Genomic DNA, 15,059 nt, shown 5'->3' with positions numbered 1-15,059 from the left:
ATGAAATCAAGGGCGGAGTCCGCAGGCTATCTTTCGTCGGGGAAAAATCTTATGAGCTGTGTCTTCCTAAGCCTATCTCGACTCGCTGTATCAGAGGAGATGCAATATTCAATATGTGCGCGTAAATCCGCCGGCACTTCTGGTCCGCCGGCTTTCAAGAGCTTGTCGCCCATCGCGAGAAGAGTCGCCAGTTCTACACCGCATCGGGACGCAGACATAACTACTCCTCCGGCCGGACCGGATCGTATTTCTTCAAGGTCTTTGCTGGCGGTATAAAGCGTCAACAAATACCAGATCAGAAAGAAAGCGGACCAAAGCATCATGCTTCCAAGAACATATGCGCGCACAGGTGTTTCCCCGCTATCTGCCGAACCCCGGAAGACCTTGGATTGCATACCTCGGGAGTGGTCTGCGGGAGGGCACACGTTCCCGTTTCTGTACCCCGAACAGGAACAGCATTTCTCCTTTGAGTTTGGAAGGGTCGGTCATTCCACCCTGAAAAAGATCGATTATCTTGCGGGTGGCCTTGTTGAATGACCGGTCGTCATCCGAGCGCGTGTCGATTTCAAAGCCGGCATCTGACAACAGGGACCGCAACATATTCAGATCGTGAGACGAAATCGGGCCGTATTCTTGTGTGGAAGACATCGTGTCCTCCTTTCGTTGGGGCCAAGGGATTTCACCTTGAAGCGGTAACGCCCTTTAAAAAAGCTACCGAAGGAACCAGCCTGCGCGTTTTGAGGTTCATTAGCAAGGGAATTCCAATGTGCTAGAACGCAGCCGCCGCTCAATAATGACCAGCGAATGGCTGGTGAACTTCGCTGGAGCTTTCCAAAACCGTATTCGCTTGCGTCTTAAGCTATTCAGGCGCACTGTAAGGCGTCGGTAGCGATGTCACGGGCACTACTGGTTGAGGGTCGGTTACCCTAGCCCCAACGAGAGGAGGACATTATGTCTTCCCACCCCAGTTTTGCAGCCATCTCCCCGAAAGAGATGGAGATGATCCAGTCAGTTTTGAAGAGTGCGGGCTATAACGCCACATTGCTGGGCAATGACCAGCGACAATTCAACACGGCCGCGTTTCTTGTAATGAGACTGTTTCTTGCGGGAGAAACATCTGCCGATGCTCTCGCAGCACAATTGAAACGCCGTCTTGGGAATGCGGACTCACTCAATCAATCCTACCAATCACGGCCTGTCCTTGAGACCATCAGAAGTGTCCCGCGCAACACGATATACGTCCTCAGCTTTTTCAGGAAGGCCAGTGGTCGATCAATTGGGGGCTAATGAATAGCCCTGGAAGAGCGAAGCCGGCGCGCTATAGGCAATCTCTTTGTTAATCCTTCTCAGGGGTCGAAATCCACTTAGTGGAGAGCGATGACGGTCAAGGATAAACGTTGCGCCGCGGTGTGAATGACGTGTCAGGAAAGAGTGTAAGGGTATGAAAGAAAGAACGACATACAAAGAAATCACCTTCGCGAATCCGTTCGTATTGGATGGATTAGTAGTACCTTTGGAAGCTGGAACATATCGTCTGGTCGTTGATGAACAGCTCATTGAAGGTCTCAGTTTTCCTTCGTATCAACCTGTCGCAACACACCTTGAGATACCTGCTATCTCCGCCCAATTAGTGAAGCGCCAGTTTTTGCAGGTGTCCGCGGAGGAAATAGAAGTGGCGCTACAAAAAGATACCGAATTGCAATGCGGCGAGTCGGACCAGTGATCAACGTTTCACAAGTTGGCCGGCGAGTGCGCTGGTCAGTTATGGGCAAGCGGTAATACAACGCCACTTGCGCTGCTTAGTTTTCTCCAGCAGAAATCTATCTCTGGCGTAGCACGGGCGAGCGCAGAACGAATAAGGATATTCCTGTGTTACGCGCCTTCAGAGGCAAGAAGCTGATAGTGGTAGAGCGGCGTCCGTCGTTGACGGCGGCGTGCCATGCGCAACTTACTGCCGCCGGAGCCACCGTTGCAGGCCCTGTTTCTTCTGTCGAGCAAGTCTTGAACCTGTTGGAAGCCGGCGATGTCGACGGGGCAATTATTGACGTCAAAGTTGACGTAGAAATGATGTTACGCTTAGCCATGCTACTGGAATCAATGGCGACGCCGTTCGTTTTCGCATCTTTCATCGATGTGAACTCGGAAGGCTACGCTTTTAGCGGTGATAGGAAGCATCTCCGCAAGATAGCTGACGTTCTTTTTGGCTCGCCTGGACCGGCGTCAACCCTCCATTAACGTGGTCCCGTTGAATAGATGGTGTGATTGATGGTACACGCACCCCGCACGTTCTTGTCAGAGGATGGCCGGATTAAACCCAACGGGTGAAAGGACGGCGGCATGACATCCAACACTATGAGTGGGAGCGATTTCGCGAAGAACGTTTTCCAAGATTCATGGAGCTTCGCTTTCCGGAGAGGTCAGGTTTCGGCGGAAGCTATCCCGGCAGCATTTCCTAGATTTGTAGCCGGGCAGGGCGTTTCGATAGTCGTAATGGAGGCTTGCGGGATGGCTCATTACTGGTCACGCGAACTGCCGAAACTCGGCCATGAAGTACGGCTGATAACACCACAGTATGTGTCCATTCGTAAAGCGCGAGAAGAACGATGCTGTGGATCGCACTATGACCTCTATGACAAACCGGAGCCGGTCGAAAAAGCGTTGGCGAAACTGATCCCTTTCTACACGGAAAATCTCTGAGCATGGCCAAATTGCCGCCATGTTACAACGGCGGCCCCTCTGCATGCGTAAACGAGCGGCATCAGACGTCTGTTTGGAGGTCTGGTAACTAAACGACAGCTATCCGATAAATGCGTCCAACACCGGACACTCCGCTCCCGGCCTCAAACCGGCCACTCCGGCAAGCAAACTGTTGCCCGGATCGGCAAGATGCTGCCAATAAAACCCACTAAACTGCGGGTCGGTGGTTCGACTCCCTTCAAGAGCAAAACGGTTTGGCTAGGTTGATGGCCCGAAATGAAGAGCGTTCTCTCAGAAAGCACTGACGTTGTTCGCTAGATAGAGCCCGTTGATCAAACGCGCATCACGGCTCATGGACAGGCTCTTCGACGAAGGGTAGATTAATTTGGTATCCGCTCCCAAAGGTCGCAAAGTCTGCCCTCAGCAGAGATCGGCGATCCTCGCTCGAGGTCAGATGGTAACCGCGATCACCAGCATGCGTCAAAAAACCCCCACGAGATCGGCGATTCTCGGGATATTTCTTTCTGGATTCGCGTCGGCAGCAATTGCCCCATATCAGACGCTCTTAGCACTTCAAACTTTCGGGCTTAACGTTGAAACTTACTCGCTCCTGCTCGCTATCAATTCAGGCGTCGCCGTATTAGTCGCAATCTCTATCGGATCTTTGACTGATAGGTATTCGCAACATCGTGTGACATTCCTCAGATTGAGTGCGGCTTTGGGCGCGGCGGCCTTTCTCCTCATCTTCCTTTCTCGATCGGACTACTTCTTCGCTGTCGCGTTCATCCTGATCCTTCCAATTCCGGCGACCCTACCTGGACAGAACTTTGCAGTTCTACGCGTGCAGATATTGAGCCTCGCAGCAGAACGACGCCCGTTCCTCCTTGCGGCTGGCCGGGCGTCGTCTTCGTTAGCATGGACGATGGCGCCTGCTTTAACGGCTTTTCTCTTATGGCAGGGCACGACACTGGTGTCGCTCACTCTCGTCTCCGCAGCGTGTTATGGAATTTTGCTCTTTCTCATATCGGGCTCCGCAAACCCAATCCGCAGCGATCGGTATGGTGACGGAACAACAATCAAAGGGTTACTATCTCGGACCACAATCGCGCCCCTATTGGCAGCAGGTCTTCTGGACGGCTGCCTCAAACTTTATGGGTTGATTTTTCCACTTCTTATAACGGAAACCTACGCACAAAGCGTGGGCATGCTTGGATTAGCTAGCGGTGGTATCGCACTTTTGGAAATTCCGATGATTTTCGGATGGGCCGTCCTTTTGAAGCGCCTGACCAACCGAAGAGTGTTAACGATCGCAGCGCTCATCGAGGCGATCCACCTGCTTCTGGTTCCATTGATCAACTCTCCAATTCTCTACTATTTATGGCTATTCACCCATGTGATCGCGGCTTCGGCAATCATGAGTGTAAGCATAGGCTACGTTCAGGAGATTGTGCGTGGACCCGGCCTCGGAAGTTCTCTTATTACAGTAACAGGGTTTCTGGGATCCATGATTGCGGCGACACTTTTCGCTTACACTATGTCAGTTGTGGACCTGCACCAGATACCACTTGTCGCCGGCGTCTTATGTCTTGTTGGGGCAGCGATGGTCTCCGTTAATTGGACAGATTTTTTCAAATCTGTGGCCGCGTCGGAGTCAAGCAAAAGTCCACCACAACTTGAGGCAGATAACATCGAGACGCGCGAGGGTATTTGATCGCGCTCTTCATGCGGGAGATCGATTCCCCGACGGCGTGTCTACGTATATTTACTTATTTTACTATTTTCAGCTGATTTTGTTCTTAAATTTGGTGAGTAAATTCTTGATATTTATCCGAATTTGCTGTTTTGTTTTGCTAGTAGATGGCTGGCTGCATCGAAATTTATTATCTTAGGCGCGCGGTACTAGATGGGAGTGAGTGTGGCCTTGAGCCACCGGAGCAGTCAATTTCGCCTTAGGGCAAGAACTGGAGTTCGTGATGAAAGCTTCGGAGACGGACGTGTCTTATCCTGATAGTTTCTATGAAGCTCACCGTGACGGAATGACTCGTTCGGCGAAGGTGGTGCTTTCGGTTTTGTACGAGATCTTCAAACCTGAGTCGGTGATTGATATCGGATGTGGTCGAGGTGCGTGGCTCCGCGAGGCTGGCTCTCTTGGTTCAAAGATTCTGCAAGGGGTTGAAGGTGCCTGGATCGGAAAAGAAGACCTTCTCTCGCCTGAGATTGTTTTGCAGACGGAGGACCTTGAAAACCCAAGTATAGCCGTTTCGATGCGATACGATTTGTGTTTGTCCCTAGAGGTTGCTGAGCACCTACGTCCGTCATCTGCAGAAACCTTCGTGGAGCTTTTGTGTCGAGCGTCGGATGTCGTGCTTTTTAGCGCGGCGATCCCGTTCCAAGGTGGAACAAACCATCTGAACGAGCGGTGGCAAAGCTATTGGGCGGAGCTGTTTCGCACGACGGGCTACGAGTGCTACGACGTCATAAGGCCGAAAATCTGGACAAACAATGCTGTGGAGTGGTGGTACCGGCAAAACATTTTGTTGTTTGCCAGGGAAGGAACTCCGGTGAGTTTCCGATTTCATGCCGAAGATCGCGCGGGCGCAGTTTATGATCTTGTTCATCCTGCTAATTTTGTAAAAAACATCCAATATATTAATAGCACTGAGGCGGAACTGCGGGCGCAGATTGCTCAACTAGAATTCAAATTGCGCAACTTCGACTGATGCTTAGCGGCGGGATTTTAGGGTCGATCCTTGCCCCAAGGACTTAAAAGAGCATGGCAACAAACGTTTCGTATTCACTTGTTCCGTCGATTTCTCGCGAATTGGTTCGGCGATTGATCTGCCCCACTTTCGAGCACAATCGAATTCAGGATTTTTGCTTGACCTCAAGTACTGTTGAGGTCCTACAACCGTAAGATCGTGGTGTTACAGGTATGACGAGCTCCGATGATGGTGATGATGTTCAGGTACTCGACCAAGAAGTTCCCGCTTAGATTTTCGGTAGCGATGGCGATCGGAATATACGTGGTGGCGGTCGCAGTCGCCATATGTATTTTCGCGATCATTGGTACGTTTCTCGGAAAAGCATTTGTTCTTTCAGAGCTTGCGACGGTATGTGTGGTCGGTGTGGCTGCAGGCTTTTCCTCCGTAGCGCTGAGCTCTCACCCTTTTGTACGTCGCCGGATCGCCGTTAGTTCGGTCCCTGCCGTGGTCTTTGCTATTGTCTACTGGATTGCATCAACATCGAAACCTGATCTTTGGCTTTCGAATTTTATCGCGAGCTTCGGTATCGGCGGTGGGGCGGCAGTGCTATACGCTTTGCTACTCCTGAACCCGCCCGTCATTCCGCGGGTGAAGTGAATGTTGCGGACTGCGCGTCCAAAATAAGAGGCAGTTGCCCCTCATATTCTGCGGCATTCAATTACCTTGTCGGTCATCATAGACATGCAAACGGACGTTTCGAAAGCTGGGATTGATCTGAATCGTGACGGCCTTCATGAATTCCCGGCGTGGCATCATCACGGCAATATTGTAGTCAGGAAACCTCTCCCCCGCCTCGATGACCTTAGACAGGGATGGATTGAAGAGCACGTGGCTTTCTTTGCTGGTTGGAATGCCGAAAGCTTGGGTACGAGCGGCGAATTCCATGGCCAAGACGCAGCGCGTCCAGTCTTTCGAGGAACTGCGAGGATCGAAATAATCTTTTACAATGTGCTGGAGCCTTACGGCGAAGCACGGATGCTTATTCTCAAATACGAGCAGATTGGACGACCAGCGTTCAAAGCGGCTCTGCTTGTCCAGTGTCTCGTGGTGTTGATGATATGCCGCAATGGCAGGATTGAAAACGAGCTTGGAACCAGTGGAGACGAGCCTAAAGGCAAATTCGCAATCTTCCAATCCCCAGCCGGTGAAATCCTCATCAAAGCCACCGGCACGCATCAGCGTTTCGCGTCGCACAGCAACGTTATGCCCGTAACATAGGTGCCAACCCATCCTTATCGAACTCATATTGCAGGAAAGTAGGTCAAACACCCGGAAGCGTTCGTCGGGCCGAGAAGGTTGGTGCCAAGGTGCGTCTCCAGAGACATCGGCAGAGTCCGTCAGGAAATTACGTTCTCCAAATTGAATGATGTCGTCCGGGTACTCATCAAATGGCAAGCAACTGTTTTCCACGAAATCCGGCTTCGTCACCTGGTCACAATCGAGAAATATGATGATCCGCCCGGAGGACCGTCTCCAACCGGTATTTCTTGCCGCGCTGATGCCCCGTCTTTCTTGGCTGACGAAGACAAAATGAGGCTCCGAGAATTGCGTCATCAACATCGCGTCCGGTTGTTCGATACTGCCGTCATCTATGACAATGACTTCAAAGCGACGGGATGTGACTTGTTTTTCAAGCGAGGCGAGCGTTGCGCCCAGAGCCGATTGGCGGTCACGATGTGGAATGATGACGCTACAGTCCATAATGTTCCTCTGTCATTGGAGGGGTGCCAGTTTTCTTTAGTTGTTTGATGAGAATACTCGCCTCGCCGCATGTTATGCGTTCTCGGTGGAAAAGGGGCCGGGTCCACTGTTTCCACTGGAGCGATGGTCTGCATGTCGCCAAATCACGCTCGGAGAAATTACATCACCATTCAGGCGTGTGCGGTAGCGGAATACGGTCTGTTGCATCTCCTGAAGCAAATCGTCCGCTAGCGTGTGTGGGCGAAGTCCGAGGTCTCTAAACCGGTTGGATGCGACCGCAAATCGGTGATCTTCCACTTCCCCGCGGGGGTTGGGTATGGTGGCGATTTCGGCTCCGGTAAACCGCGCGACAGTTTCTGCAACGGCGCTGACGGAAAGCGTCTCTGCCATTTGATGATAGACTTGTACCCCTGGTGAGTTGCGGCGTGTGGCAGTGAGCGCGGTTTCGATGCATTTGACGGTGTCAGAAATGTGGATGAAGGCCCTGGTTTGTTTTCCCTTTCCGTAGACGCTAAGCGGGAGGCCGAGACTTCCCTGCACCATAAAGCGGTTAACGACGGTTCCGTAATATTCGTCATAGTCGAAGCGGTTGACGAAATTTTCGTGCATCTGCGTTTCGGCCGTTTGCGTTCCCCATACGATGCCTTGGTAAAGATCAACCACGTCGAGGCCGAACATAGATTGATAGTAATCGAGCAAGACGCCAATCTGAGCCTTTGACGCATGATAGAGAGAGCCGGGGTTGACCGGGAATCGTGCTCGGACGCGAGCGGGGCGCTCGTTGCCTGCGACATAGCGAAAGTCGACGAGGCCTTCTGGGATAACGCCCGGATGATCGCTGTAACCGTAAACGCCGATCGACCCTAGGTGAACGAGCCGTACGCCCCAAAACTCGGATGCGAGCAAATGCAAAACATTCTGAATGGCGAGTATGTTGTTGAAGATTGTGTAGTAACCATTTACTTGGTCCCCCATTGAATACGGGGCTGACCGCTGTGCGGCGAGATGAACGATCGCATCCGGTTTGAATTGCCGGAGTGCAGACCTCAGCCCATCGAAGTTCTCCGCGATATTCAGTGACTGGAATTGTAGGTTTCCCGCGAATTCCGTGTTCCAGGTTATAACGCGGTGCTCAAGGCTAGCGATAGGCGTAAGCGACTGCGCTGCGAGATCGTCGGCAATTCGCCGACGCGATCCATCATCGATGATGAGGACCTCATGTCCTCTGTTGGCTAGATGCAGCGACGTCGGCCAGCCGCAGAACCCATCGCCGCCTGTAACTACAACCTTCATTTTGATCTCCTTCAAACGTCAATTGCGGATGGCCGCTCGGGGAGAGATATTGAGTGTATGAGCTCCTGATCCGGATTTTCTCGCTTGCTATAATTATTTTGCCAGGGACCACCGTTCCGGGCCCAAGCATGAATCTCCGGCGCCCGCTCGTGAAACAGGTGCAGGAAGACACCCCGATGGCGAATGACAGGAACGAGGCCGGCGACCTTGTTGTAGAAATCACGATCTTCGCCGCCCCATCCTGCGAAGCCTTCGTTGAACCCGCCGACACGCTCGAAGATTTCGCTTGTTACCCAAATGCAGCCGCCTGGCGAGTTTTTCGTAAGATAACCTGTAAGTGGGCCCGTGCCTTTCACGCATTGTGAACGAAGGCGGGAAGAACCGAGAATGTCGATAAAGAACATGTCGCGGAAAGGCATGGACGCACAGTCGCCGCGTAGAAGCGAACCGGTAATGCAAATGTCTATGAAAAACCGATCTAGATAGGCGTCGCTGTCTAGGACGCAAAGCAATTGCGGCTTGGTAGGGAGTGAACGATATCCAAGGTTGATGGCGGCCGACTTATTGAAAGGCCCAGAGTCTTTCTGGAACCGATAGATGGCGCCGCTCGCCGTAACCTCGCCCTCATATCGACTGATGGTGTCTGACTCAACGACCACGACGGTTAGGTTGGTAAATCGCTCCCTGGCTTCTGCCAGTCGTTGGAGGGCAAGCCGGAGATTTTCTAGGCGCCCATCTGACGCTGCTATTGCACGAAAGGGAATTATTATCGCGATAGACACCGACGTATCCGAGAATTCGTTCAGTTCCTGGTCAGCGCGGTCGAACGACTGTCGGCAAAAAAGTTGCGTCGATTTTTCGGCGACCTCCGCGGCGACCTCCGTGATAGAAGCGCTCCGCTGAGATCCTGGAGCGGACAGAAAGGCGACGATCGGACCTCTTACCAGTGAGTACAACATCTCATAGTCGACCGGTCCACCTCGGTTAAATTGGAACCTAATATGCTCGGGAACCTCGTAGCTGTGATGCAGAGCGGAGAATGCTTTGGCGTGGATTTCCCGATTTTCCAGCCAGCGTTTCGGATTTATGAACTTTGGATAGGGATCTGCGTGGGTGATCGTGGAACTGATCAGCGCCCGCTCAGTATCAAATTCGCACTCAACATTTTGCGCAAACATATCAATGATCCTCGTTGCGTTCGTCATCAAAAACCGATTGCGGTATGGGTGCCTCAGTGCTTTAGCGCCTTGCACCTCGTCGGGATTAACTGCATCACTTCCCTTCAGTGCTGATGGTCAAATAAAGTGGCCCTTCCATCGGCTAATTCGGTTGTACTGGCAGTACATCCGAGCGAGTACTGCGCCGCGAAGATCTTCTTTGTACGCGAAAGGCCTGGTTACAGTCCGTCTGCCCTCACGACGCCAAGTGCGCTTCACTAAAGTGCGATGGCGTAAGAAACATTCCGGTTCGGCTAACCGTCCAGTCAGTAATGGGCATAGTTCGCGAAAACGAGTGCGGTATCTCGCATGAAGGATGCACCATCCACTTCCGCACATCGACGGATACGATCCGTATCTTCGGCCAATAACCCGCAACCACGGTCTTCGAGATGCTTTATCCAATAATTCGGCGGCTGTAGATTGACATGGTGGTGGCCGCGCTGGCCAGGCAGTGCGTGAGTCATGACTATGATTTTCCCACAGCACAGGCTGGAGAGGACATTGTCGAGATGCTCTTCATCAATGTGCTCAACGACCTCCTGGCACAAAACGAGATCAACGTTGCAATGAACGGCGGATTTCGTGAGATCGTGCATGAGGGTAGGGTAAACTGCGTTCCTGACGTTCTCGCCAAGGCCGTCCACTGCGATAACGCTCACGCCTTGCCTGTAGAGAAAGTCTGCCGCATAGCCGGTGCCGCTCCCTACGTCCAAGGCGGTTCGGACAGCGAAGCGGGATACGACGTACCGCAATACAGACGGGCAGTATGTAAAGGGATCGCCGTACTTGATATTTCCGCCAAGGTGCTTGTGATCCGCTGATAGCGTCGGTACGAGACCGCGATAGTTATTCTTTCGGTTCGATGCGGTTGTCTGTTCCATATTCATCTGCCCCTCCAGGCCTTGGGCGTGCCAACCAGGCAACGGTAACGCAGTCAAAACTCAGGCATTGATGGCACCCGGCTTAACAGCCACTTTGGTGCTCACCATCCAGCGGCCTCAAGAAAGGTTTCATTGAAGACCTGCGGATACATTCCTGCAAGCATCATGCCGTTGAGCCGAAGGTTATAGGGTGTCATCGAGATCAGACTCGATTCCCTGTTCCTAAACTTGCGATGAAAATATTTCTTATTTTCAACATCCGATCGGTCGGACTGTTCATTGTCCTTTTCTTGCGGGTAATGGACCGCTGTTGCCGCTCGGCGGAAGCAAAACCGGTTTCCGGCAACAAAAAGACGATAGCCCAAGTCAAGATCTTCAAAACCCCAGGCTCTGTAGTTGGGATCAAACATTCCAACTTTCATGAGGGCGGAACGTTTTGCGGAAATATTGCAGCCCCAAAAAGCGACCCAGGGTGCAGGCTGTATTGCAAGATCCTCTCCATAAATTGCGTAGAATTTCTCGTCCCGGATATCGTGACCTGATCTCACTGTTTCCAACCGCAGGATGGTCGCGGTAACATCATCGGGATCAACGAGATGCTCGAAATCGGCATAGTCCTCCATCTGTCCGCGGAAGCCATAGGTGTAGCCGACGACTGCAACATCGGACCGAAGGTCCTCGTTGTGACAATTGACGTGCTCATCAACGAAACGTGAGGATGGCAGGACGCCGGCGTCAGTGAATATGCAGATGTCTCCGTTGGCAGCGATGATCCCGGTATTGCGCGCCTCCGCAAGGCGAAAGCCGATATCCTCCTGAAAATGATATTGTAAACAAAGCGCACCGGTGTGTCGCGCCACGATCGCTCGTGTGTCGTCGGATGACCCGTCATCGACGACGATGACTTCAAATGCGTGACGAGTCACTTGCCTCTCAAGGCTCTGCAATGTCCAGTCCAATAACTGCGCCCTGTTATAGGTCGGAACGATAACGGACGCTTCAAAACGATCATCCATGCGCATTCTGCTCTCCCATTCAGTTCAGATGGATCTTGTGGTGACTGTGCCAGGACGAAGAAGCGCGCCGATTATTTCTCGCTGTCTGGTTAAGTAGTCCTCTGTGTCGTGTGCTCGTGCTGTGGCACTTTCGCTTCCCGCCCGGAGGGCGTCGAGAATTGCGCCGGCAGACAGATTGCGGAGCACAACGGAATTCTCCGTTCCGTCGAACGTTCTTATGAACGGTTCGATAGGACTGAAGAGGATTCTCACTTTGTTGGCGCAGAAGACTTTTGCCTCACACGCAACGATTCCAAATGCCTCAAATCTCGAAGCCAGAATGACATACCTAAGGTTACGGCTTGACAGGACAGCATAGGGCGCGTCCGGATCAAATTCCCACCCGATCGTGACCCGCTCTTTCGGTAGCACGTCCGCCAACGCCTTGACACGATTGAGATAGTCTGGCTCGGTCGTCGCGTCCGGCATCAGGAGTGCTAGGTGGTACTCATCAAAGTCCGGATCGGTGAGGAATGTTGCAGCTGCCTCGAGAATGAGATCGAATCCCTTTTGTGGCTTGCAGCGCCCCCAAGAGAATATGAGCGGACTAGCTGTCGGCAGTAGGTCGATAAAATCTGATCGGCTGCCGAATTTTTTCTGATAGCGCGAGGAATTCACGTCGAGCACGTGTTCGAAGGCCAACATGTCGACCGGAGACACGTCATATTGCTCGCGAAGTACTGTTTGGAAAAACTCGCTGACGTACCCCACCCGACCGTGCAGCGAAGTGTGTATTTGTATGGCGTGCCTTTCGAATTCGTACCTGTCCGTATCTATGTCAAATATCGAGCCCAGGCTGTGTGGGACCCAAACACAGGAGAGGCGTTCAGGAGATTTCAAATATCTCATCGTCGCCGCAAACGGCGTGTCGTGAAGGACCGCGACCACTCGATCGTATCGCTCGCAAAGCTCATCCAACTTCTTTGCTGCTTCGCGGCTCAAGAAAGACCATTGCTGAAGAACGGAGTTCATCGAAGTGCCGAACCACATGCTGGTCCACTCGCGAGCGTCCGACAACGTTGGGAGGCAGACGATGTCTCCGCCTGTCGCGGCGCATTTCCGCTTTGTTATTGCCAATAGGTCCTCACGCAGCCCAGTTGCCCCTTCGAGCATTTTAGGAAAAAAACAATGCAGAGAGACCGAAACTTGAGTGCCCGACACTTCTGCTTCGGCCGCCTCCGAGAAGTGTTCAATGAATGAGTTGACGACGACACCGACACCGGTCTCCATGCTTTCCATTCCGTCGATTGCGCACACAACGATCGCAACTTTCTCCATCGGCGCCTCCTGATGGTTAGCTATTTTTTTCGCCGACGATCATCGTGTAGCGAGCCAGCGCCCCGATCGTCGTTGCGGTCGTTTGCAGGCCTGCCCCACGCAGCAGCTCAACAATTGAATCAGTGGGATGAAGTTTGCCGTGACGCGTATTCAGCATCATGTGAAGTGAAAAGCCTGCTGCACTGGGAGGCGCCGTCCCGGTGGGATCAAGCGTCATCGTCAGAATGATAAGTTTGCCGCCTGGGCGGAGTAGCGAGACCACGCCCTTAATGATCACCTGGATTTCGGCGTAGGTGAAATAGTGCAAGCAGTCGTTTAGCATGCACAGATCACACTGCTCATCCGTCCGCCAATCAGTTTTGCGTATGTCAATTTCGCGGAAACTGAGGCGAGACTCCAGGGCACCCGAGCGGAACTGTTGCTCTGCAACTTCTCTTGTCGTCGCCAGATCCCAGACCTCGCCGGTAACGTTCGGGTATTGTTTGGCTATTTCCGCTAGATAGGCACCATGTCCACCGCATATATCGAGTACTCGTCCGGCACCTGCAAACAGGCCGCTCTCCAACAACTGGGAAATGTTATCCTTTGCGAGCCGTATCATCGCCTGATTGAATGCAGCGTTGGCCTTGCTGTCACTGGCCAGCCGATTCTCCTGCTGATGCACGGTGGAATGCTGAGTGACAAGAGACTGCCCTATCATTGACCAAAGGGACCATTGTAGCCGTTGATGATCGATAATGGGACCAACGAACTCTGTGGATGTGGAGCGCAGGAATGAGTCAGACGAGAGCGTATTCTGGAACCTCTCACCAGCCTTGCGAAGCAACCCCAAAGCGGTCAACGCGTTGAGGACGATTTCGCTTTTCTCCGGCAACCAACCGCGGCGTGCTGCAAGTTCGGCAGCGCTGGTCTGATCAACAAGGTCATCGAAAAGCCGTTCGGCGACGGCAAAATGTAGAAGCGCTGAATCATGAAACTGGTCGCCCATCCTGAAAATGGAGCCTACCGTCATTTCTGGAATTGCGTCGCTCATTTTCTTCCTCGTCGTTCCTGTTTGTTTGGGTTATGCCGATCACTGCACACACTCGGACCAAGTCCTGCAAGCAGTCGAGGAATCCGGGCTTGGCGATCAGCAGGCATGCCAGGTGCCAAGTAGGATCAGCGGTCAGGGCACGCTCGCGCCAGATCCGCTGCTTTCATAGTTCGTTGGAGTGACGCATGCGTCGGCTCAACAGCGAGACATGCCTCAGTTGCTTGCCAAAAGCTGAGAGGCATACCGAAACGCAATCTGCGCTGCATTTTTGGCGCGAAGCTTCTTCATCGCATTGTATCGATGGACCTCAATGGTTCTCTTACTGACCGCGAGATCCACAGCTGCTTCCTTGGCAGACCGCCCCTGTACGATCAGCCGAAGCACGTCTTTTTCTCTTTTGGTGAGGGTCGCAAGCTCGTTTGCAACACTCATTGAAGACATATCAGTGGGTGCTGGTTCCATCTCTTCAAGCTCTCCGCTGGATTTTGGGCGGATTTGAACAATCTTCGAAGACATCGCCTCGAATCCCTGATCTCTCCCGAATGGAACGGATCGAGTCGGCAGACACGTCAAAGACGCCAGCAACGGTAGGCAAGCCGTCGTACTCGTAAGGCGATCCCAAGCGATCGAACCGACATCCCGCCCTGCGGAGAATCCGCTCAAGGAGCAAATCATAGACCGACACGATGTTCAGAACACCCGCACCAAGCGCAATTTCAAACAAGCCTGTCAACAGCTCGCCGGTGGCATAGTTTAGTCCGTGGTCAGTGTGGTCAGTGACGGCTTTGGTGTCGACACAAAATCGGGAGCTTTCCCAGATCAACGGATGGCGAATGAGCGGTGTTCCGCTCATTGTCTCGGGAAAAACGTCCGAGAGCATGTGAGGACCTGTTGTGGGGAGGAGCCGGAGCGATGCGAGAAGTTGGCCCTGCCTGCTCACCGACAGAACGTAAAGCGGATTGAGCTTGTCAAAGTGGTCAATTTCTTTTCCGGCTTTGACGACGACAGACCAACCTCTCCTGTCGAGAAACGACCGCGCTCGAAGTCGATAGAGCTGATCAAGCAATTCCTTGTTTGTTTGCGCGAGCTGGTCGGCATAATCGAAAATTATCATCAAACCGCTCCTCCAAGACGGCCGC

16 protein-coding genes and 1 pseudogene are annotated in these 15,059 nt (G+C 52.7%); 7 read left to right on the top strand and 10 right to left on the bottom strand.

Going from position 1 to position 15,059, the window contains the following annotated elements; all coding sequences use genetic code 11:
• Window positions 1-360: 360 nt before the first annotated feature.
• Window positions 361-648 (bottom strand): hypothetical protein, encoded by a 288-nt coding sequence (locus BTE54_RS20520; RefSeq protein WP_034499648.1) that lies wholly within the window; start codon window positions 646-648, stop codon window positions 361-363.
• A gap of 303 nt (window positions 649-951) precedes the next feature.
• On the opposite strand from BTE54_RS20520, the gene BTE54_RS20515 reads away from it, so the two are divergent.
• From BTE54_RS20515 to BTE54_RS20485, 7 genes and pseudogenes are all read left to right on the top strand, one after another.
• Window positions 952-1,287: a hypothetical protein gene (locus BTE54_RS20515; RefSeq protein ID WP_078053795.1), complete on the top strand. Its 336-nt coding sequence runs from the start codon at window positions 952-954 to the stop codon at window positions 1,285-1,287.
• A 154-nt stretch (window positions 1,288-1,441) separates the two neighbouring features.
• Window positions 1,442-1,723 (top strand): hypothetical protein, encoded by a 282-nt coding sequence (locus BTE54_RS20510; protein ID WP_078053794.1) that lies wholly within the window; start codon window positions 1,442-1,444, stop codon window positions 1,721-1,723.
• A gap of 146 nt (window positions 1,724-1,869) precedes the next feature.
• Window positions 1,870-2,235 (top strand): hypothetical protein, encoded by a 366-nt coding sequence (locus BTE54_RS20505; RefSeq protein ID WP_034499653.1) that lies wholly within the window; start codon window positions 1,870-1,872, stop codon window positions 2,233-2,235.
• Window positions 2,236-2,481: 246 nt separating this feature from the next.
• Window positions 2,482-2,614, top strand: a pseudogene (locus tag BTE54_RS24855) (IS110 family transposase); the annotation flags it as partial.
• Window positions 2,615-3,151: 537 nt separating this feature from the next.
• A complete protein-coding gene (locus BTE54_RS20495; RefSeq protein ID WP_078053792.1) occupies window positions 3,152-4,408 on the top strand; it encodes an MFS transporter in 1,257 nt (418 codons plus the stop codon).
• A gap of 262 nt (window positions 4,409-4,670) precedes the next feature.
• The gene (locus tag BTE54_RS20490) at window positions 4,671-5,417 is read left to right on the top strand and encodes a hypothetical protein (protein ID WP_078053791.1); all 747 of its coding nucleotides are present in this window, start codon (window positions 4,671-4,673) and stop codon (window positions 5,415-5,417) included.
• Window positions 5,418-5,642: 225 nt separating this feature from the next.
• A complete protein-coding gene (locus BTE54_RS20485) occupies window positions 5,643-6,056 on the top strand; it encodes a hypothetical protein (RefSeq protein ID WP_078053790.1) in 414 nt (137 codons plus the stop codon).
• Window positions 6,057-6,113: 57 nt separating this feature from the next.
• Here the strand turns inward: BTE54_RS20485 and BTE54_RS20480 are convergent, their stop codons facing one another.
• From BTE54_RS20480 to BTE54_RS20440, 9 genes are all read right to left on the bottom strand, one after another.
• Window positions 6,114-7,160 carry a glycosyltransferase gene (locus tag BTE54_RS20480; RefSeq protein WP_078053789.1) on the bottom strand — a complete coding sequence of 349 codons (1,047 nt, stop codon included), beginning with the start codon at window positions 7,158-7,160 and terminating at the stop codon, window positions 6,114-6,116.
• A 72-nt stretch (window positions 7,161-7,232) separates the two neighbouring features.
• Entirely contained in the window at window positions 7,233-8,453 is a 1,221-nt protein-coding gene (locus tag BTE54_RS20475) for an NAD-dependent epimerase/dehydratase family protein (RefSeq protein ID WP_078053788.1), read from the bottom strand.
• Between the two features lie 11 nt (window positions 8,454-8,464).
• Window positions 8,465-9,631 carry a galactosyltransferase-related protein gene (locus BTE54_RS20470; RefSeq protein ID WP_158080275.1) on the bottom strand — a complete coding sequence of 389 codons (1,167 nt, stop codon included), beginning with the start codon at window positions 9,629-9,631 and terminating at the stop codon, window positions 8,465-8,467.
• Between the two features lie 305 nt (window positions 9,632-9,936).
• Window positions 9,937-10,560, bottom strand: a complete 624-nt coding sequence (locus BTE54_RS24850; RefSeq protein ID WP_112403193.1) for a methyltransferase domain-containing protein — start codon at window positions 10,558-10,560, stop codon at window positions 9,937-9,939.
• A 95-nt stretch (window positions 10,561-10,655) separates the two neighbouring features.
• On the bottom strand, window positions 10,656-11,576 hold the full coding sequence (locus tag BTE54_RS20460) for a glycosyltransferase (protein WP_078053785.1): 921 nt from the start codon (window positions 11,574-11,576) through the stop codon (window positions 10,656-10,658).
• An 18-nt stretch (window positions 11,577-11,594) separates the two neighbouring features.
• Window positions 11,595-12,887, bottom strand: coding sequence for a glycosyltransferase (locus tag BTE54_RS20455; RefSeq protein ID WP_078053784.1), 1,293 nt, complete (start codon window positions 12,885-12,887; stop codon window positions 11,595-11,597).
• Window positions 12,888-12,903: 16 nt separating this feature from the next.
• A complete protein-coding gene (locus BTE54_RS20450; RefSeq protein WP_078053783.1) occupies window positions 12,904-13,920 on the bottom strand; it encodes a methyltransferase in 1,017 nt (338 codons plus the stop codon).
• A gap of 213 nt (window positions 13,921-14,133) precedes the next feature.
• The gene (locus tag BTE54_RS20445; RefSeq protein WP_158080274.1) at window positions 14,134-14,382 is read right to left on the bottom strand and encodes a helix-turn-helix transcriptional regulator; all 249 of its coding nucleotides are present in this window, start codon (window positions 14,380-14,382) and stop codon (window positions 14,134-14,136) included.
• Window positions 14,383-14,386: 4 nt separating this feature from the next.
• Window positions 14,387-15,034, bottom strand: a complete 648-nt coding sequence (locus BTE54_RS20440; RefSeq protein ID WP_078053781.1) for an acyl-homoserine-lactone synthase — start codon at window positions 15,032-15,034, stop codon at window positions 14,387-14,389.
• Window positions 15,035-15,059 lie beyond the last annotated feature (25 nt).

The organism is Agrobacterium sp. YIC 4121 (genome assembly GCF_002008205.1).
GTDB lineage: Bacteria > Pseudomonadota > Alphaproteobacteria > Rhizobiales > Rhizobiaceae > Agrobacterium > Agrobacterium leguminum.
This window is presented reverse-complemented; position numbering and strand designations above follow the sequence as displayed.